The sequence below is a fragment of the Sorangiineae bacterium MSr11367 genome (assembly GCA_037157805.1).
Classification (GTDB): Bacteria; Myxococcota_A; Polyangia; order Polyangiales; family Polyangiaceae; genus Pendulispora; species Pendulispora rubella.
The window spans coordinates 5,087,164-5,106,710 of the sequence record CP089983.1 but is presented as its reverse complement, the minus strand read 5'-3'; the positions used below and the strand labels follow the sequence as shown (position 1 = coordinate 5,106,710).

The following is a 19,547-nucleotide window of genomic DNA, read 5'->3' as shown; positions in this document are numbered from 1 at the left end:
TACCTTTATTGCCCGGAATCCGCGGGGTCAACGCTTCCGGCGTCCCATGGTTCCGGAGGAGGCGGCTCTATCTCTTCGGTATGTGGCAAAAGCCAGAGCGCCCGGATGCCGCCCGGGGCGGCAAGCTGCAGGTGGATCCGCGGCAATTCCAGCGCTTCGGGCCCCAGTTCCACGACGCGAAGGGCACCTTCGCCCGAGGCGGAGGACACCGGGCGCGCCTCGGCGGTGCCCTGAACGGTGTCGCCTTCTTTTTCGAGGAGCACCAGCAAGCGCAACGGCGCCGGGCGCTTCTGCCGCGGCGTGGGCAACGTCACCGCGACCTCCGCGGTCGGCGCCCCGCCCTTCGCGACCGGGGCCACCCAGCCGCCGTGGACCTCGTCGAGGACCTTCGCGTCGAGGGCGAAAGTCATGGCCTCGGGCATGGGCTCGGGCAACCCGGCAAAGCGCAGAAGCGGGGCGCGCATCTCCTCGCGGGTGGCGCCCAGGGCGAGAAGTGCCCGCGCCAAGTGCGGGCGCGTGGGAACGTACCGCTCTGTGGCGAACGCCGCCAGCAACGACGGCCGGGCCGAGGGCTCCCCGATGGTCGCCAGCGCGTCGGCGATGAAAGGACGCAAACGCACATCGCCCAGCGTGCGGACCAAGGGGGACACGGCGCTGGGATCGCGCAATTTGGCGAAGGCGACGAGCAGCTCCTTCGCGCGTTCGAAGTCGAGGTTCATCTCACGCTCGCCGCGGCTTTCGTTCCACCAGGCGAGAAGATCGGCCAGGCCGCGGGCATCGCCCCGCTCCGCGAAGGCCAACGCCGCACGGCGCTTCCACTCCAGCGGCGACTTGAGGGCGTCCTCCGCCGCGCGCGACGGCGCTTCGCCGAGCCGGACCAACGCCAGCGCGCAGCCGGCACGAACCTGGGGATCTTCCGCGGTGGCGAGCGCCCGCTGCAGCGCCGCCGCCGTGGCCGGCGCGCGCAGATCGAAGAGCACATCGGCCGCCTTGCGGCGCACGTCGAGCCGCACGTCGTCGAGCAGCATGGCCACGTCGGGGGCCGCCTCGACGTCGCCCTGCGACCCTCGCCGCAGCGCCTCGGGCCAGGCCTGCGCATCACCGCGTTCCAGGCGGCCATGCTCGCGCGCGATGGCCGCCGTCAATTGACGCAGCTCCTTCACCGTGTCGGGACGGGCCCCGCCCACGTCGTGTTCCTCGTGCGGATCGCTCTTCGCGTCGTACAGGGTGCACGCCCCCGCTTTGCGTGCGCACACCAGGCGATCCTGGCCGCGCGCCAGCAGGGTGAAATGGTCGGTCTCCACGAAGGCCAGGCCGCCCGCCGGGGCTTCTTGGGACGGCCGGTCGGCGATCAGCGACCCCAGATCGCGCCCGCGCAGCCGTGCAGGCCGGGGGATCCCCAGCGCCGACAACGTGGTCGGGAGCAAATCGATGGTCTGCACCACCGACGAAACGCGCTTGGGGGCGCCTCCGCCGGCGACGATGAGCGGCACGCGCACCTGCTCGTCGTAGACCGTGGTGCCGTGGTAGCGGCCACCGTGCTCGCCGAATTCCTCGCCGTGATCGGCGGTGAGCATCACCACGGCATGGGGGCGCTTCTCGCGCACCCGCGCCAGGATTTTTCCGATGCCCGCATCGGCGGCGGCGACTTCACTGTCGTAGCGATCGCGATCCGTCGGTGCGTCCGGCGCGCCGAAAAGATGCTCCGGGTGCATCACGTAGGGCTCGTGCGGCTCGAACAAGTGCACCCAGAGAAAGAGCGGCCGCGAAGGCTGCGCGCCGCGATCCAGGTAGCGCCCAACCTGCTCGGCGCGCTCGTCGGCCGATGAGAACTCGACCCGGCGGTATTCGAAGTCCAGGCCGGATTTCTCGAAGGTGGTGAAGCGCGAGGCATCGATGAAGAACACGGCCGGCGGGTAGAAGGCCGCGGTCAGGTGCCCGTACTGCCGCATCAACTTGGCCCACGTCTCCGAGTCCTCGCCAAGGCCGACGAGAAGCAGCGGGCGCATGTACTTGCCCGTCATCATCGACGTGATCGAATACGACGTGTGCGGCGTCGGGCAGTATGCCGACTCGAACAGCGTGCCCTCGGCGGCGAGCTTGTCGATGTTCGGGGTGGTGGGCCGCTTGTAACCGTAGGCCCCCACGTGGTCCGCACGGAGGGCGTCCACCGAGATGAGGACGATGTCGCGCCCGGTCCAATCCAGGGCACGCGGCACCTGTCCCGTCTGCCCCGTTTGCCCCGGGATCACCTTCGCGCTGGTCACGCTGTCGAGGCTCGTCAGCCCCTCCCCCTCGGCCAGATCGTCCGCCGGCGGTGCAATGGCCGCCGCGAGCATCACGGCACGCCCCATCAGCGGCGCATGCTCCAGCAGCACCACGCGCAGATTGTCGACGGTGGCGAGCCTCTGGGCGGCCCACGGCGTGACCAATGCACAGGCCACGGAGAACACCAGCACCACGGTGCCCGTGCGCCGGAAATTCCAGATGGGCCGCGCCGCGAAGGCCGCCGCCGCGAGCGTCAGGACGAAGAGCCCCAGGTGAAACGCCGGGTAGAGGCGCGGCAGCACGAAGGAGTCCGCCGCCCAGAAAAGCCCCGCGCCGACCGCACCGATGGCCGCGAAAGCCCGGGGCGACCGCGCGGCAAACCCCACGAGCCGCGGCGCCGCCACGTAGGCCGCCGTCGCGCCGAGAAGGCTCAGGAGCGCGACGAAAGGCGCCCGCACCGCGAGGCTCTCCATGTGACGTCCGCCGGAGACACCGATGGCCACGGCCGCCGAGCCCAACGCGGCAAATATGGCGCAGGCCACGCGCGCCGCCTCTTCGCGCACGCCGTTGCGGGCGAGCTCGGCGAAGAGATACGCGAGCACGGCGCCCGGCAGCAGCATGGCCAGCGTGATGGGGCTCACGAAGGTGCGCGCCGCGCCCATCTCCCATGTGCCCACGAACAGCGCGCGGTAGCCGAAGCCCACGGCCACGTGCTCGACGGCCAAGAGCGCGACCCACGCCAGCAAAATGGTGCCGATGCGCGGCAACGCCGCCCGCCGGACGAAGGTCCACACAGCGTTCATCCGGCCTCCTCGCGCACGGCCATGGCCAGCCCGAGCCGCCGAACCGCGCGGGCCAGGTAGGGATGCTTCTCCAGCTTGGGATCGCGCGCGAAGAGCGCGCGGGCATCGGCCTCGATGCGATCGAGCCACGGGGGCGGCCGCGTGGGATCCAAGTAGCGCAACTCCTCTTCCACCCCCGATTGACGTGTGCCCCCCAGCTCACCGGCGCCGCGCAGCTCCAGATCGGCACGCGCCACCTCCGCACCGTCGGAGAGGCGGCAGATGGCCTCGAGCCGGCGCTTGGCCACGCCCTCGAGCGGTTCGTCGTGCACGAGAATGCAGGTGCCCGGCCGCGCGCCCCGTCCCACGCGCCCGCGCATCTGATGAAGCTGCGCCAGGCCGAATCGCTCCGCACCGTCGATGATGATGATCGTCGCCTCGGGCACGTCGAGCCCCACCTCGACGACGGTGGTGCCGACCAGCACGGACGCCTCGCCGCGGCGGAACGCACGCATGGCCGCCGCTTTTTCGTCGGGCCGCATCCCTCCATGAACCAGGGCCACGGTGTGCGGTGCAAGCGCCTTCGCCAGCTCCTCCGCGCGCACGACGGCCGCGCTCGACGGGTCGGCGGCAGGATCATCGGGATCGACCTCGATGCGCGGGGAGACGAAAAAGGCGCGTTCCCCGCGCGCACATCGCTCGCGCAACCGTTCGATAATCTTCGCCATCCCGGTGCGCGGCCATGTGCGTGTCGTCACGGGCGGGCGTCCCATGGGCCGTTCTTCGAGCCGCGAGGTCGCGAGCTCCCCCCGGAGCGCCAGGGCCAAGGTCCGCGGGATGGGGGTCGCGCTCACCGTGAGCAAGTGCGGCCGCTCCTGGCCCTCCTTGGCTTTGCCCACGAGGGCCAGCCGCTGCGCAACCCCGAGGCGGTGCTGCTCGTCCACCACCACGAGCCCCAACCGTGCAAATTGCAGATCCTGCGACAACAGCGCGTGCGTCCCCACGACGATGTGCACGTCGCCCCGCGCCACGCGCTCGGCCAGCCGCCGCCGGGCCGTCGCGGTCGTTCCTGCGGTCACCAGCGCGAGCATCCCCTTCGTGGCACGCACCAGAGGTTGCGCGGCATCGAGGTACTGCTCCGCGAGCACCCCCGTCGGCGCCAAAATGGCGACCTGAGCCCCCGCCGCAACGCATTGCGCGGCCGCCGCCAGCAACACCGCCGTCTTTCCCGTTCCCACGTCCCCGAGCAACAGCCGCCGCATCGGCGCCGTTCCCGCCAAGTCCGCGCCGATCTCCGCGATGGCACGTTCTTGGGACGCGGTCAGGTCGAACCGCAGCTCCGCGCGCAGCCGCCCGAGCACGGATTCATCCCGCGGCAACGCCAGCGCCCCGCGCCCCGCCTGCTCTTCCTCTTCTGCACCGAATCGCGCCCACACGTGCGCCAACGCCTCCGTCCACGCCAGGCGCTCGCCCAGGCACGCGAGAACCTCCGCCGAAGCCGGCTCCTCGAGCGCACCCCCTTGCCCGTGAACCGCGCGCATCGCCGGCCCGAGCGGCGGCATCTTCTCGCGCGCGGCGATGGTCGGTGGCACGGGATCCGGCACCGCATCTCCGCCGAGCGCCGCGGCGATCGCTTTGCGCACCGCCGCCTCGGAAATGCCCAACCGCGGGTAACGCGCCCGCACCGTGCGGGCACCCGGGATGTCCATCGCGAAGTCGGGGTGGGCCATCACGCGCTTCTCCGGATTCACGCGCCCGGTCAAAAGACAAAACTCGCCCACCTTGGCCGCCGTCACCACGGCGTGCGCCATGAAGAACCACCACGCGGTCAGGGACTTCTTCTTTCCTCTCCCCCCGCCCGATTCGTTTTTCTCTTCTTCCGGATCCTCCACGACGACCCGAACCCCACGCCGTCCGCGCAAAAACACGGGGCCGGCCGACTTCACCCGCCCGCGCACGCACACGCGCTTGCCAAGGTGGGCGGCATCGAGCGCGAGCGCCTCGGTCACCGTCAGAGGATGGCGCCCATCGTCGAACGCGATCGGCAGCGTCCACACGAGATCGCCAGCGCACGTGACCCCTTGCTCCGCGAGAAGCTTCGCGGAGCTTGGGCCAATTCCCGGAAGCCTCTCGACCGGATCGCTCCAGGAGACTTCAGCCGCATTCATTCGGGCCTTGCGGCCCTCATAGGCCTCATCTGCAATCGATTACCCAGTCTGCGCTCGGTTCATCGCAAAATAAGCAATCCAGCAAGCACTTACTTAAACGAGACTTCCAGGATCTCGTACATGCGGTCGCCGCCCGGCATGCGAACCTTGACCTCGTCCCCCACCTCTTTGCCGAGAAGGGAGCGGGCCAGCGGGCTCGTGACGCTGATGGTTCCCTGGGCGAGATCGGCCTCGTCGGCACCGAGAATGCGGTATTGCACCTCCTCATCGGTCGTCAGATTGGACAATTTTATGTAGGCGCCGAAGGCGACCTTGTTGCCGGACAACTTGGCGGGATCGATCACCTCGGCGAGGGCGAGCTTTTGCTCCAGCTCTTTGACGCGCCCCTCGATGAACGATTGTTTCTCGCGCGCGGCGTGGTACTCCGCGTTTTCACTGAGATCTCCATGTTCTCGTGCCGTGGCAATGGCCTGGATGATCTTCGGCCGCTCCACGCTCTTGAGGTTATGGAGTTCGTCACGCAGCCGCACAAAGCCCTCGGGGGTTATCGGGTTCTTTTCCACGGCGAGAGGTTTACCATAGGTCTATGGCCAGTTGCCGCCCGAGCGGGTAAAGGTCAAATAGCTGGAGGGGAACCATGGCCATCATCGGTGCGCACCCTGAACGGGGAATTCGCTTCATCCTGGAACGGAACGCCCGTCTGCCGCCCGACGACCTTTCACGCGGAGAATCGCGCCTGGAACGCCCGGAAGCGGCCGGTATCCCCGAAGCGCCAGAGTCCTTCTCGAACATCCCCGTCGCCTCGCGTCCTGCCAGCGTGCGCCGCATCGAGATTGCGCCCACGCAAGCGTACGCACCGCCGTACCGCTACGAAGGCTTCGCGTTCACGGCCAAAGAGAAGCACCGGCTCGTGGTCGATGTCCTAGCCGACGGGACCGTCGACATCGGGGGCGATGCACCCGACGACATCCAGGACAAGACCCGTCTTTTGATGCGTATGTTCGTCCGACACGCCGAAAGCGAAGGAACGGCCCCCCCGAGGCGGATCCTGCGCTGGCGTCCAGATGCCTGAACGCGGTAAACGTGGGGCCGGCATCATGTCGCGCCTACGTTCCCCCTCCTTAGCCCTCGCCTTAATCCTGACCGCCTCCACCCTCGGCCTCGCCGGCTGCCCCATGCCGGAGTCCAAGACCGGCCTTTCGTACGCGGCCAACGCAGAGCGCGACTACAACTTGGCGCTGGACGAGTTCAAAGCGCACAACTGGCTGCAGGCCCAGGCCCTCTTCCGCGAGGTGAAACGCAAGTACGCCTATTCGCGGTACGCTCCGCTCGCCGAGCTCCGCATCGCCGATGCCGACTTCGAGCAGGACAAGCTCGGGGAGGCCATCCGCGGCTACAAGCAGTTCGTGCATGACCACCGCTCGCTCACCGCGGAAGTGGGCTACGCGCGCTCCCGCATTGCCGAGGCGCAATACAACCAGATCAGCGATTCGATTTTGCTGCCCGCCAGCGAGGAACGCGATCAGGTCGCCACACTCGAATCGTACCGCGAGCTCAAAAGCTTTCTCCAGGACTACCCCGAGTCGAAAGAGAGCCCGCGCATTTGCGACTTGCTCGAAAAGGTCACCATCAAGCTGGTGGGCCACGAGCTGAGCGTGGGCCGCTTCTACCTGGCGAAGAACAACTTCGAGGCCACCGTCGGCCGGGTGCAGTACGCCATTCGCAACTTCGGGAGCGAGCTCACGTGCCGCGGCACGCGTCCCGATCCGTTGCAGAAGGGCGAGCCGAGCGAACTCCGCACCGAATTCGGCCTCATTCCGGAGGCGCTGCTCCTGCTCGGCGAGACGTACCTCAAAATGCGAAAATGGAACGAGGCACGCGAAGCTTTCAACACGCTGAAGAAGCGCTACCCGGAAAGCGCGCTGGTTGCCCAGGCGGACAACTTTCTCGAATTCATGAAGGCGCGAGGAGTCTAAAGCCATGAGCGTCGTCGGATCATCGGGACAACCACTCACCGCCGATTCGGGGGCCCCCGGGGCGAAGACCGTCCTCGTCGTCGACGACGAGAAGAACATCCGCCGCGCCCTCGAGCTGGTGCTCGCGGGCGAAGGCTACCGCGTGCTCCTGGCCGAAACGGCGGGCCAGGCGCTGCGTCTGCTGGCGAGCCCGGAGTCGCCGGTGGACCTGGCCATTTTCGACGTGAAGCTGCCCGACATGAGCGGGCTCGAGGCGCTCGAGCGCATCCGGCGCGACGAGGCCACGAAGGACTTGCCGGTGGTGGTCATCAGCGGGCACGCCACGGTGAACGACGCGGTGCAGGCCATCAAGCTGGGTGCGAGCGACTTCTTCGAGAAGCCGCTGGCCCGCGAGCGTGTCCTGGTCAGCGTCAAGAACGTGCTCGACGCCTGGCAAACCCGCCGCGCGTTGGCCGAGGTCACGCGCCTGCAATCGCAGCGCTACGAGATGATCGGGCAAGCCCCCGCCATGGGGCGCCTGTTCCACGACATCGAGAAGGTGGCCCCGACCAAGGCGAGCGTCCTCATCACCGGCGAAAGCGGGACGGGCAAAGAGCTCATCTCGCGCGCCATCCACCGACTCAGCCCGCGCACCGACGGGCCGTTCGTGAAGGTCAATTGCGCGGCCATCCCGCGCGAGCTCATCGAAAGCGAGCTATTCGGCCACGAGCGCGGCGCCTTCACGGGCGCGCAGGCGCGCAAACGCGGCTTCTTCGAGCAGGCCCACGGCGGAACGCTGTTCCTCGACGAAATTGGCGACATGGACCTGGTCGCGCAGGCCAAGGTGCTCCGCGCGCTGCAGTCGGGAGAAATCTCGCGCGTGGGCAGCGAGCACGTGATGCACGTGGACGTGCGCGTTCTCGCGGCGACGAACAAGGATCTCTCCAAGGCGGTCGAGCGGCAGACCTTCCGCGAGGACCTCTTTTTCCGGCTCAACGTCTTCCCCATTCGCAGCCCTGCGCTGCGCGAGCGCGTGGAGGACATTCCGCTGCTCGCCGAGGCCTTCATGGACGCCTTCGCCCGCGAGAACGGCACCAAGAAGAAGCCGATGGATCCGGAGGTGATCAAGGCCCTCACCGCCCGCAAGTGGCCCGGCAACGTGCGCGAACTGAAGAACGTCGTCGAGCGAATGGCCATTCTATCCGGCGACCGCGTCACCATCGCCGATCTGCCGGAAGACCCCCACGAGAGCCCCTTCGGCGAGGAAGACGAGCGCGATGCCCCGGGCACCGAGAGCCCCTCGATCCTCCCCTCCCCGCCCGACGATCACGAGGAGGGCACGCTCTCGAGCCCCCCGGCGCCGGGCACCTACATGACGTTGCGCGAATTCCGCGAGTTCTCCGAGCGCAAGTACATCGTGGACACCTTGAAGCTCACGGGATGGAACATCTCGCGCACCGCGGTCATCCTCGGCGTGGAACGCACGAACTTGCACAAGAAGATCCGCGCATTCTCGATCAAGCGCGGCGAGGGGTAACAGCCGGAGAGGATTCACAGGAAGACGGGAAGACGGGAAGGTTTTTTGGGATTCCAATCGGGCCAGTGGGCCAATTGGAAAACCTCAAAAAAAGCCTTCTGCGCTGACCGTGCCGTCAGTCCTTCCCGCCTTCCCGCCTTCATGTGAATTCCTCTCCCGGCTTACCGCGCGCGGCGACGCGCGAGGGCGATGCATGCGAGGAGCAGGCCCACGGGCCAAAGGCTCCTCGGCGGCGGCGACGATGCGAAGGAACAACCGGTGCCGGTCTCGCCAACGGGGCCACCCGCGACAGGATCCGGTGTGCCATTCCCGCGAGGATTCTCGCCCGACGGCTGCCCGCCCGGCGGCGGCTCGCCCGGAGGCGGCTGCGATGACGTTTCGAAGGTGAGAGTGCGCCGGCGGACGCGCGATGCCGGGCTCGGCAGGCCGTCCTCCTCGCGGTCGTAGAAGAGGAAGGCTTTTGCGGAGGGGCCTACGCCAAACCGCACCGTCGAGCGTGGGGATATGTCGCCGGCCAAGAGATCTCCATCCACCGATGCCAGCGTTCCGTCCGGTGCGATGGCTGTTCCACGGAGCGCGTGCTGGGTCTCGCCGGCGCGACGATCGCGCCAGGCCACATAGAACCCGGATGGTCTGGGAAGGACGTCGCCGTCGCGCGACCTCTCGTGCAACTCGAAAACGGGAGCCAGAAGCCGCCCCTCTCCATCGAGCCGCGCCCCGCGCACCCGATACTCGCCAAAGAGCGCCAGGTACTGCCCACCCGAGAAGGCAAGGCCGTCGACCCGGGTATCGATGTTCGAGTCGTAAACCTTTTGCACGGTGCCGACGGCACCGTCGGCCCAAGCCACGGAAACGGCGTCGACCCTGCCCCGCGCCGTCGAGGTGCCGTACGCAACGAGAAAGTTCCTGCCGTCCGACGCAACGCGTGGGGCACTCCAATGCGAGCTGCCCTCGCCGGGAAGAAGAATGCCGTCGGGGTCCTTCACCGTCCCGTCGTGCGCCACCCGTGCCACGCGAACCCGCAACGAGTCACTGCCCCCCTCGCGCCAGGCCACGAGGTAGCCATCGCCACTCGCGGCCACGAAAGGACTGATCTCGTAGTTTGTAACGTCGCTCCCGTGCCGCGCGGCGATCGGAAACACGGGGCCTGGCGCGCCACTGGCTGGGACACGCATGGCCAGGACGTCCCCGGACCAATCCTGCGTCCTATCGGTCCAAACGGCGAGGGCCTCATCCCCGACGGTCGCAAGGGCGATGTCCGCCCCCCGCGAGCTGAGGACCAGCGGAGGGTCGTCCAAAAGCTTTCCGTCCACGTCTGTACGCGCAAGAAGAACCGATCCCCCGCGATTCCAGGCGACCACGTGCCCTGCCCCGTTGGACGCTGAGGAGCCGCCTGCCTCGTCCTCGTGTCCCCAAACGACGTTGAACTTCGACTCCGGCAGCGGCGTGAGGTTGCGGTCGACGAGCATCGCCTGAAGCCCGTCGTCCTTCCACGTCAGAACCGAACCTGCTGGCGTGGTTTGGAACGAAGGCTCGAAGCAGTCGAACGTCGAACACACGAAGAGCGAGTGCTCGGGAACCTCGATGGCCGCCGGGCCAATTCCCGCCCCGAGCAACTCGGACCCGTGGTCCCTGTGCGCCGTCCAAATCACGTTGTACCGCTCGCCATCCCAATGCGCCGTGGGTGACATGCGTCGATCGATGGGAAGGCCGAAATAGAGTTGCGAAATGACGAATCCACTCGGTCCATCCGGCAAGGTTCCGTCGGCAGGAATGCGTGCGCCGCGAACCGCCATCCAGCGGTACCCCTCCCACGTTTCCCACGTCACGAAGCAGCCGCCGGAGCCATCGCACGCGAGGTTTGGCCCGGTCTGTTCCTGCAGCCAGCCGACCGGATCCGGCACGAAGGTGATCGGCTGGGCTTCGACGAGCGTACCGTCGGGGCGCACGTGAATGCCCCTCAGCCCCCACAAAACCAGATGGTTCGTCCCATCGAAGGCCGCCGTGACCATGCCGCCTCCCACACCAGGGGGATTGGGCTCTGGCTGAATGACAATCGGGTTCGCGTCGAGTACCTGCCCCGAAGGGGCGATGCGCCAAGCCACGACCCAGGGGGCGGACACGGACCTCTGGCTCGCGATGACGAGAAAGTTCGTCCCGTCGAAGGTGACGATGGGCGCGAGATCCGGCTGTTCCAGCCCTCCGTGGCCGAGCACGACGATCGGCTGCGTATCGACCACCACGCCATCCTGGGTGACCCGGACCACCTCGAGGCCATGTTCGTACGACTCGACGGCGATGAGATAGTAGCCCGCGCCGAATGCGCCCCCAAAGAGCTCAGCATCGCGCGCATGGATCCGAATCCCTAAGGGGTCGAGCAGGCGTCCGTCGCCCGTCACACGGGCGGCCGCGAGATGCGCCGCCTTCGGATACTGCGTGGGATCGCGCCTGGTGTCGAACACCACGAGGTGATTCGTCCCGTCGGAGAGCACGAGGCCGTGGTCCCCCGAACGTGGCACCCGTTCCGGAGCGCCCACATCGACCTCGGGCCCTACCACCGGCCCCGCAACGAGCAAGGCACTCCCGAGAAGCATCCCAAACACCGTCATCTGGCCAGCAAGCATGAGGACCTCTCCCTCCATCGCATTGGAGGCACGGTCCCGATTCCGTCAGCCCGACGTCGACTTTCTTACCGCTGCGTTTCCTCGGACGACGCGGGGGCCTCGCGCGTATCGGCCGGTGTTTCCGTGAGTTTCTCGTGAATCATCACCGCCGTTGCAACGCCCACGAGGGCGACGATGGCGAGGATCAGGGCGGCGTTGCCGCGCCATTGGGCGCGCAGGTCGATTTCGGTCATCGACGGGCGGCCGATGCGCGACACGGCGGCGCCCACGTGCTCGCCCGTAACCACGGAGAGGGCGCGGTAGCCGCCGGACGGGATGGGCTTTTCGGCGAAGGAGAGCTTCGGCCGGCGGCCCTGCATCGCCCGACGCACGTCGCCGAGCATCGCGTAGGCGCTCTCGTAGCGATCGTCCGGATTGGGGTTCAGCGCGTGATTCAGGATGGCCAGCGTCCCTTTGGAGATGTGCGGGAGCTCGCCCAGTAGGTTCTGCGACGTGCGCTCGCCCTTCGGCGATCGCTTGCAAAGTGCAAAGTACATGCATGCGCCGACGGACCACACGTCTGCCGCCTCGGTGGCGCGTGCGCCGGCCCAGCTCGTACGCTCGGGTGCGGTGTACGGACCGGCGCGCATCTCGGAGATGCGATCGCGCACGTCGGCGTGGCTCGCGCGGTTCGACGGCCGATCGAGCCCCATGGACGGGGTCATCGCGAAGTCGCAAAGACGGATGGACCCTTTGGGCGTGAGCAACAGGTTGTGCGGCGTGAGGGCGCCATGCGTGATGCCGTGCGCGTGGGCCATCTCGAGCGCGTCGAGCAGCTGCTCGGCCATGCGCAGCACCTCCTTCTCGGTGATGTCACGCTCCGTGGCCACCTCGGCGAGCGATTGCGCGTCGAGCCACGGTCGTATGACGAACGGCGCACCGGTCTCGTCCGTGCCATCTTGAAGGATGGGCACCACGCGCGGATGATGAAAACGATTCGCCGCGTAGACGGCGCGCAGGAAGAGGTTGTGCGCCTCCTTCTCGGGGATGGTGCACAGCTTGAGCACCGCATGCTGCCCGCCGTCGTCGTAGACCTCGTAGGCTGCGGAGACCCGACCGACGCCGAGCAACCGAACCAGACGCCACCCCCGGATCTTGGTCCCAACGAGCGGTATCTCGCTCATGACGCAGTTCAATACATTGAACGATAACAATCGTTCGTGGCGCCTCAATGGCGTGCGCGAAAAAAAGGTTACTCAAGCGGACCCACGCCTGCGATGCGGCGCGGGGTTGGAAAACACGGCTCGCCGCCACCGCACACCGCCACGCCGGCATCGGAGTCGTGCGGCTGTCCGCACTTGCCCGATTGGTTGCTGCCCCACGCCCAGACGGTTCCGTCAGCGCGGAGCGCAACATTGAAATCGGCACCCGAACTGATGTCCACGGCCTCGAAGTTCGGAATCGCGGCCGCGGTCTTGCCGCACTTGCGCTTGTCGCGGGAGAGGCATGCATCATCGTCGTCGACGGTACCGCGCCCGAGCTGACCGGCGCCGTTGAGGCCCCAGCACGTGACGGCACCGTCCTTGATCGCACAGGCGTGGTGGTACGCCCCCGAGAGTCGATCGACGGGCGGTATGTCCGGCACGCGACCGGCAAAGACGCGATCGGACAGGGCGTCCTCGCCGAGGCCCCCGTAGAAATTCGACCCCCAGCACCAGACGCCGTCGTTGGCGGATGCGCAGCTCGCACCGTCCAGGGTTATCGTTTCGACGACGCCGGCGAGCACCTCCTTCGTCTCCACCTTGCGCACGGTGATGGGCGTCGCCGAGTGGTCACCGTCGGTGTCATCCCCGAGCGAGCCGCGTTGCTCGAGGCACCGGTTGTCGCCCCAGCAATGCGTGAGCGAGCCGCCCATCACACGGCCGCAGGCGCGCGCGTTGCCGAGCGACATCGCGAGGCCCGCGTAGCCCGAGTAGGGCGGATCCTTCGGCGCGTTCACGCGGTTGGGGGCGACCCCGGCATCGGTCGCGCTGGTTCCGCGTACGGATTTGCCGTTGGAGCCCCAGCAAAACGTGGTGCCGTCGGACTTCAACGCCGCGCAGGCCGATTCCCAGCCCGCCGCGAGCGCCGCGTATTCGCCGCGGGCGCCGAGGACCTCTTGGGGTGTCCAGTTGCAGGTGACGGGATCGCCGTCGATGTCCTTGCAGGTTCGATCGCCGAGCTCCCCCTTCGCGTGACCGAGCTGTGCGAATTGGTTCGACCCCCAGCAATAGATAGGCGTACCACCCCCGTCGCGCGCCTCGGCGAGCCCGCAGGCAAAATCGTACCCCGTGGCGATGGCCGTGAACTTCACGCCGCCCATGGGGATCATCCGCGGCTGCCAGCGGCATGGACGCCCCGTCGGGCAACCGCCTGCGTCCCCGGCCGGCGGCACGCCGAGTTGCCCCACTTCGTTGCCGCCCCAGCACGTGACGGTGCCATCCTCGAGGAGCACGCACGCAAAGCTTCCGCCCGCGGACACGTGCCGAATGCGGCCGCAGCTTCCCTCCGTGCATCCGCCACCGTTCCCCTCGCCGTCGCCGAGAACGCGGTAGTCGTCTTCGAAGCCGAGCAACCAGTTGCAGGCGGTCGCGACGGGCGCGAGCAACGCGGCCACCGCGAGCAGCCCGCGCGCGCGCTTCACCAGGCCCCCTCGAGCAAGACGCTGCGACCATCGAACCCGATGCGCGTGGCCACGTTGGAATGCGCCGCGGGCGCGGATGGCGCGGTGAGAAGCAAGTATGTCCCGACGCCCGCCGCCACCAGCCCCACCCCGAAGCCCACCGTGGAAAAGGTGGCGCTCCGGCGCGCATCGTCCTGCAACTCGGGGCCGCCCGCCTGGCACAAGGAGCCGTTGCACTTCGCATCCGCATCGCTCTTCTGCGACAGGGCGCGCAACCCGAAGAAGGCCCCCACGCCCACGCCGACTGCCCCTGCCCCGAGGCCGACGAAGCCCCAGGTGCGGTGCCTGCGGCGCGAGGCCGCGACGTCCTCGTGCGACGCGCCCGACACGTCGGCGGCCATGTCCCCCGCCGCGGGCGGCTCGTTGCGCTCGAGCCGCGGAATGTCCACGTCGAGGTGAGTCGGCCCCGACGGGACGTTCACCTCCGTGGACCACGGCTTGTAGCCTTCGGCGCCCACCTGGATGGCGTGGGACCCCGGATCCACTGGCGCATCGTTCGAAAGGAGGGCGCGGTCCACCACCACGCCATCGCGCTGAACGATGGCCGCCGCCGGCAGGTCCGCACCGCGGATGCGCAGATACGAGAGCGTCGGTGCCAGCGCCTTCGCCCGCTCGCGCGCGTAGCGTTCGCGCTCGGTTTGCCCGAGGCGCGCCGCCAACTCCACGGTCTCCAGGTAGCGCGCCCACGCACTCGCCGTCTGGCCGTTCTTCTCGTAGCAAAGCGCCAAGTTGATCGCCGTTCCGGCCGTCGGATCGAGACGCTGGCTGTTGAGCAGGAGCGGGCACGCCTCGGCGTACCGTTCCTCCTTCATGAGGGCCTTCGCCGAGTCGAACAGGGTCTGCGCCGTCGCAGGATCCGTATGTTGGGCCTTGGCGCGCGGCGAAATCAGGGCCATGGCCCCGAAGGCCACCGCCCATCGCGCGCGCTTGCGTAAGTCAGTGTCGGTCATCGAAGATCGTTCCCGTCGCTTTCGGCGCGGGCTTGGGGGTGGGGCGCAAAGGCATACGAGCTTTTACCGGTTTCGGAGGTGCCTTGGGCGTGGCTTCGCTCGTCGGTGGCGCGGCCGCGGCGAACGCCACCGGCGCGGTTTCCTCCGGCACCATCTCACGCAGGGCCATCACGGGCTCCGCCGCCGGGGCGGGCACGCGCGCCCCACCGCCCGTCGCGCCGACGAGCGAGAGCAGGGCGAGCAGCGACAACACGACCCCGGTGCCGGCCACGAGGCCCAGGCTCGAGGGCTTCGTCACGAACTTGCGCGTCCGATGCGAAACGGGCACCTCCGTCGGATCGAAGGGCAAATTCGGGCTGCTCGGGGTCGGCGCGGGGAACGCGTCGCCCTTGGCGATCACGATGGTCTTGTCCGCGAGGAGCTTGTTCGCCCGCGCCACGCAACGCTGCCACTCCCCGCTGCCGAACGGGGCGAGGGCTTGCGCCAGCATGGCCACGTTGGCGAAGCGCTCGGCCGGCGTCTTGCGCAAGCAGCGCAGCACCACCTGCTCGAGCTCCGGCGGGATCTCCCGGCGCGGCGCACGGAGCGGCGGCGGCTCGCGTTGCAGGACCGCTTCGAAGACCTCGCCGATCGACTCGCCGTCGAACGGCGGCGCCCCGCGCAAAAGCGTGTACAGAATCGCCCCGAGCGCCCACACGTCCGAGCGGCCATCGACGGCCTTGGCCGAGCGGAATTGCTCCGGCGGCATGTACCGCGGCGAGCCCATGATCGCCTCGGCGTGGGTCAACGAAGGATCGCCCTCCAGCCCCGTCGCCTTGGAGATCCCGAAGTCGAGCACTTTGATGATGGGCGATGCGCCCGCGCGCCTGGCCAAGAAGAGGTTCGACGGCTTGAGATCGCGGTGCACGATGTGATGGGTATGCGCTTCGGCAACGGCATCGATGGCCTGGAGCACGCAATCGACGGCCATGGCGATGGGCAGAGGCCCTTGGTTCCCCAGATCGTGCCCGTCGAGGAGCTCCATCACCATGTAAGGGACGCCCGATTCGAGGGTCCCCGCGTTCATCACCCGCACGACGTGATCGCTCTTCAGCTTCACGGCGATGCGCGCCTCGCGCATGAACCGCTCCGCTGGCTCGGTCTCGGACCCACTCGCCCCCAAGAGCAACTTGATGGCAACGTGCTGGCGCAAGCCCGTATCCCAAGCGGCCACCACGAGCCCCATCGCGCCGCGCCCGACGACCTTCTGAATGCGGTACTGCCCGAGCAACATGACGCCCGGTTCGAAGCACTGCGATGTGACCCCCAGCGCCCTCATGCACCTCTCCCGGAGAAAGGTCAGCCTCGTCCCAGCATGACCTGGCTCATCGTATCACCCGCCCCCGCGCGCGAAATGATTACTTGAGCCAATAGCGCGCGCACTCCGACGCACACGACGCAGCGTGCGGCGATGTCTTTACGCGATCCGCGATGTTGGGGCGACGCCGCCATCTCCGCGCTCGCCAAGTTGGTATTCGGCAATATTCAATTTCGCGAGAACGTGACATCGAAACAACGACGCACGTCCCACCTGGACGAGAGCGCGCACGCGATGTACGAGTGCTTTCGCAGCTTTACGTCAGGGCGCCGCAGCATCTGCCATCTTGGCATCCAGCATCTGGCATCTAAGCCGCGGCCGCACCAGGGAGGGAGCATTCGTCATGCAGGCATTCAGGTTGCCGAACTTCTATATGCCGTATCCAGCACGGCTCAACCCGAACCTGGAGAGGGCGCGCGAGCACAGCACGGCGTGGGCACGGGAGCTGGGCATGCTCGATGCGCCCAAGCCCGGGGGCGGCGTCGTTTGGACCGAAGAGGATTTGCTCAAACACGATTACGCGCTCATGTGCGCGTACACGCATCCCGACTGCGACGGGCCTGCGCTGGACTTGATCACCGATTGGTACGTCTGGGTCTTCTTCTTCGACGACCACTTCCTCGAGCACTTCAAGCACGCCCGGAATCGCGATCTCGGGGGAGCGCAAGCGTACCTGGCGCAGCTCGAGCGCTTCATGACCCGTGGGAAGGAAGAGTCGCCCGAACCGACCAACCCCGCCGAGGCTGGGCTGAAAGATCTCTGGGCGCGGACGACGCCGGCGATGACCGATGCATGGCGTACGCGCTTCATCACGAGCACCCACAACCTCATGGTCGAGTCGATGTGGGAGCTCATCAACATCGACATCGGCCGCATTGCCAACCCCATCGAGTACATGCACATGCGCCGCCGGGTCGGCGGCGCCCCCTGGTCGGCAAACCTCGTCGAGTACGCCGTGGGCGCGGAGATCCCGGCCAACCTCGCCGGCACGCGGCCGATGGAGGTGCTCTCCGATACGTTCTCGGACGCCGTGCACCTCCGAAACGATCTGTTCTCGTACCAGCGCGAGGTGCAGGAGGAGGGCGAGAACTCCAACGCCGTGCTCGTGTTCGAGCGCTTCTTCGCGTGTTCGACCCAGGATGCCGCCGACCGGGTGAATGACCTGCTGACATCGCGATTGCAACAATTCGAGAACACCGCGCTCACGGAGGTGCCCCCTCTGTTCGTGGAGCACGCGGTGCCGCCGAACGCGCAGCTCGGTGTGGCGGCCTACGTGAAAGGCCTCCAGGACTGGCAGTCCGGTGGCCACGAGTGGCACGCACGCTCGAGCCGCTACATGAACGAGAGCCTCAAGGAGTCGTCCGCCCCGTCGCTGCCAGGCCCCAAGGGCATCGGCATCTCCGCGAGCTCGTTGTCGTTTGGCCCGGGGTTGCGCGGGCATGCGCGCCAGCATGCGCACAAGCCGTTCCAGCCCGTGGGGCACCTCGCGTTGCCCGATCTGTACATGCCCTACCCCATCCAAACGAGCCCCCACTTGGCGTCGGCGCGCCGCTACATCGTGGGGTGGGCGCGCAGCATGGGCTTCTTCGACGCGGTGCCGGAAATCGAGCGCGGCGTGTGGGACGAACCGCGCTTCGTCGGGTTCGACTTCGCGCACTGCGCGGCGATGATCCACGCCAAGGCCACCCAAGAGCAGCTCCATCTCTCATCGGATTGGCTGGCGTGGGGCACCTACGCGGACGACTACTACCCGATGGTCTTCGGTGCGTCGCGCAACCTCGCCGCGGCCAAGGCGTGCACGGTGCGGCTCGCGCAGTTCATGCCCCTCGACGCAGGCGCCACCCCGGAGCCGACGAACCCGCTCGAGCGCGGCCTGGCCAACCTATGGCAGCGCACCGCAGGGCGGATGAACGAGGCCGCACGCAAGGCCTTTCGCAAGGCCAACGAGGAGATGCTCGACAGCTGGCTCTGGGAGCTCGCCAATCAGGCACAGCACCGCATCCCCGATCCCATCGACTACGTCGAGATGCGCCGCAAGACGTTCGGCTCGGAGCTGACCGTGAGCCTCGCCCTTCTGGACCACTTCGAGGTGATCCCTGCGGAGATCCGACACACGCGCGTCATGCGCGAGCTCGAAACGGCGGCGCAGGATTACGCGTGCTTCACCAATGACGTGTTCTCGTACCAAAAGGAAATCGAGTACGAGGGCGAGGTCCACAACATCGTGCTCGTGGTGGAGAACTTCCTCGGCATCGACCGCTGGAAGGCGCTCGACATCGTGGTGCGCTTGATGAAAGAGCGCATGCAGCAATTCGAGCACATCGTGAAAAACGATCTACCCGCGCTGTTCGACGACTTCCAACTCGACGCTCCGCTGCGCGCACTTCTCCAGGGCCACGCCGACCATCTCACGTCGTGGATGTCCGGCATCCTCGAGTGGCACCGCCGCTGCGCGCGCTACTCCGAGGCGGGCCTGCGGCGCACGTACCGCTCGAAGCCCGACACGTCGAAGAGCTTCTCGTTCCTCCCCTCCGGCCTGGGCACCGCCGCCGTGCGCATCGGGCCGCGCGCGGACTAGGCTTCGGGGGCGACCGAAACGGCGACGAAGAGCAGCTGCCCGTGGGTCTGATCGGACACGGGCACTTGCACGACGGTACCCTTTTCGAGGGCCTCGCGCAGGTAGCCGGCGTGCACGTCGACATCGCCGATGGGCTCGTCGCTGCCGATGTCATCGCGGTCGACGAGGTGCACGCGAAGCCGCGTGGTGTCCGACAGGCGCACGTGCCGCCACTCGGCCGACGACCACGCGGGGGTCAACGTATCGCTGCCGCCCCCGGTCAGCGGACGGCGCACCCCGGTGAGCTCGGCCCACCCGGCCGGATCGGGCTTCTCGAACGGAGCGAGCACCTCGCCCGTCACGTGCGCGGCCATGATCGCCGTACCCGTCTCGCCCCCGGCCTCTCGGGTGACGCCGGCCACGAGGTTGGGCAGCACGGTCAGCCCATCCCAACGCGCACCATCGAGCTTCGCCGGCCCGACCGTGGCGCCGACCACCGCCACCCGCACGAAAAGCGGCTCAGGCCGCTCGGGCTCCGAGCTGCAACCGCCGACGCCCAACGCCATGGCCATGGCCGACAAAAAGAAGATCGCCGTTCGCACCCTCGAGAGACGTGCGAACGGCGAAAAAGATTCTCAGCTCGGCTTC

The 19,547-nt window shown here is 67.7% G+C and carries 13 protein-coding genes; 4 read left to right on the top strand and 9 right to left on the bottom strand.

Features of this window, described 5'->3' with window-relative positions; genetic code table 11:
- Nucleotides 1–5: 5 nt before the first annotated feature.
- The 3 genes from LVJ94_19965 to greA all read right to left on the bottom strand — a co-directional run bounded on the left by LVJ94_19965 (nt 6) and on the right by greA (nt 5,781).
- Entirely contained in the window at nt 6–3,071 is a 3,066-nt protein-coding gene (locus LVJ94_19965) for a sulfatase-like hydrolase/transferase (GenBank protein ID WXB09494.1), read from the bottom strand.
- Nucleotides 3,068–5,218, bottom strand: a complete 2,151-nt coding sequence (locus LVJ94_19960; GenBank protein ID WXB09493.1) for a DEAD/DEAH box helicase — start codon at nt 5,216–5,218, stop codon at nt 3,068–3,070. The genes LVJ94_19965 and LVJ94_19960 overlap by 4 nt, the downstream gene beginning before the upstream one ends.
- 89 nt (nt 5,219–5,307) lie before the next feature.
- On the bottom strand, nt 5,308–5,781 hold the full coding sequence (gene greA, locus LVJ94_19955) for a transcription elongation factor GreA (protein ID WXB09492.1): 474 nt from the start codon (nt 5,779–5,781) through the stop codon (nt 5,308–5,310).
- A gap of 74 nt (nt 5,782–5,855) precedes the next feature.
- Between greA and LVJ94_19950 the strand changes: the two genes are divergently transcribed.
- Genes LVJ94_19950 through LVJ94_19940 form a run of 3 tightly spaced genes read left to right on the top strand, consistent with a single transcriptional unit; the run spans nt 5,856 to nt 8,710 of the window.
- Complete coding sequence (locus LVJ94_19950; GenBank protein ID WXB09491.1) at nt 5,856–6,290, top strand: hypothetical protein; 435 nt, start codon at nt 5,856–5,858, stop codon at nt 6,288–6,290.
- 25 nt (nt 6,291–6,315) lie between these two features.
- Complete coding sequence (gene bamD / locus LVJ94_19945; GenBank protein WXB09490.1) at nt 6,316–7,194, top strand: outer membrane protein assembly factor BamD; 879 nt, start codon at nt 6,316–6,318, stop codon at nt 7,192–7,194.
- 4 nt (nt 7,195–7,198) lie between these two features.
- Nucleotides 7,199–8,710: a sigma-54 dependent transcriptional regulator gene (locus LVJ94_19940; GenBank protein ID WXB09489.1), complete on the top strand. Its 1,512-nt coding sequence runs from the start codon at nt 7,199–7,201 to the stop codon at nt 8,708–8,710.
- Nucleotides 8,711–8,871: 161 nt separating this feature from the next.
- On the opposite strand, the gene LVJ94_19935 is transcribed toward LVJ94_19940, so the two are convergent.
- The 5 genes from LVJ94_19935 to LVJ94_19915 form a co-directional block, all read right to left on the bottom strand.
- Nucleotides 8,872–11,334: a hypothetical protein gene (locus LVJ94_19935; GenBank protein WXB09488.1), complete on the bottom strand. Its 2,463-nt coding sequence runs from the start codon at nt 11,332–11,334 to the stop codon at nt 8,872–8,874.
- Nucleotides 11,335–11,399: 65 nt separating this feature from the next.
- Nucleotides 11,400–12,497 carry a serine/threonine protein kinase gene (locus LVJ94_19930; GenBank protein WXB09487.1) on the bottom strand — a complete coding sequence of 366 codons (1,098 nt, stop codon included), beginning with the start codon at nt 12,495–12,497 and terminating at the stop codon, nt 11,400–11,402.
- A gap of 68 nt (nt 12,498–12,565) precedes the next feature.
- Nucleotides 12,566–13,996 (bottom strand): hypothetical protein, encoded by a 1,431-nt coding sequence (locus tag LVJ94_19925; protein ID WXB09486.1) that lies wholly within the window; start codon nt 13,994–13,996, stop codon nt 12,566–12,568.
- A complete protein-coding gene (locus LVJ94_19920) occupies nt 13,993–14,985 on the bottom strand; it encodes a hypothetical protein (protein ID WXB09485.1) in 993 nt (330 codons plus the stop codon). Before LVJ94_19920 ends, LVJ94_19925 begins: the two co-directional genes overlap by 4 nt.
- Nucleotides 14,972–16,303: a serine/threonine protein kinase gene (locus LVJ94_19915; GenBank protein WXB09484.1), complete on the bottom strand. Its 1,332-nt coding sequence runs from the start codon at nt 16,301–16,303 to the stop codon at nt 14,972–14,974. The genes LVJ94_19920 and LVJ94_19915 overlap by 14 nt, the downstream gene beginning before the upstream one ends.
- A 382-nt stretch (nt 16,304–16,685) precedes the next feature.
- Between LVJ94_19915 and LVJ94_19910 the strand changes: the two genes are divergently transcribed.
- On the top strand, nt 16,686–18,920 hold the full coding sequence (locus tag LVJ94_19910) for a germacradienol/geosmin synthase (GenBank protein WXB09483.1): 2,235 nt from the start codon (nt 16,686–16,688) through the stop codon (nt 18,918–18,920).
- Here LVJ94_19910 and LVJ94_19905 read toward each other — a convergent pair.
- Complete coding sequence (locus LVJ94_19905) at nt 18,917–19,501, bottom strand: C2 domain-containing protein (protein ID WXB09482.1); 585 nt, start codon at nt 19,499–19,501, stop codon at nt 18,917–18,919. The two genes, LVJ94_19910 and LVJ94_19905, sit on opposite strands and share 4 nt — an antisense overlap.
- Between the last annotated feature and the right edge of the window lie 46 nt (nt 19,502–19,547).

What these genes read in the sequence shown, in the direction of transcription:
- LVJ94_19965 (WXB09494.1), bottom strand. Translation starts at nt 3,071, where the DNA reads ATGAACGCTGTGTGGACCTTCGTCCGGCGGGCGGCGTTGCCGCGCATC.
- LVJ94_19960 (WXB09493.1), bottom strand. Translation starts at nt 5,218, where the DNA reads ATGAATGCGGCTGAAGTCTCCTGGAGCGATCCGGTCGAGAGGCTTCCG.
- LVJ94_19950 (WXB09491.1), top strand. Translation starts at nt 5,856, where the DNA reads ATGGCCATCATCGGTGCGCACCCTGAACGGGGAATTCGCTTCATCCTG.
- bamD (WXB09490.1), top strand. Translation starts at nt 6,316, where the DNA reads ATGTCGCGCCTACGTTCCCCCTCCTTAGCCCTCGCCTTAATCCTGACC.
- LVJ94_19940 (WXB09489.1), top strand. Translation starts at nt 7,199, where the DNA reads ATGAGCGTCGTCGGATCATCGGGACAACCACTCACCGCCGATTCGGGG.
- LVJ94_19935 (WXB09488.1), bottom strand. Translation starts at nt 11,334, where the DNA reads ATGCTTGCTGGCCAGATGACGGTGTTTGGGATGCTTCTCGGGAGTGCC.
- LVJ94_19930 (WXB09487.1), bottom strand. Translation starts at nt 12,497, where the DNA reads ATGAGCGAGATACCGCTCGTTGGGACCAAGATCCGGGGGTGGCGTCTG.
- LVJ94_19920 (WXB09485.1), bottom strand. Translation starts at nt 14,985, where the DNA reads ATGACCGACACTGACTTACGCAAGCGCGCGCGATGGGCGGTGGCCTTC.
- LVJ94_19915 (WXB09484.1), bottom strand. Translation starts at nt 16,303, where the DNA reads ATGAGGGCGCTGGGGGTCACATCGCAGTGCTTCGAACCGGGCGTCATG.
- LVJ94_19910 (WXB09483.1), top strand. Translation starts at nt 16,686, where the DNA reads ATGCAGGCATTCAGGTTGCCGAACTTCTATATGCCGTATCCAGCACGG.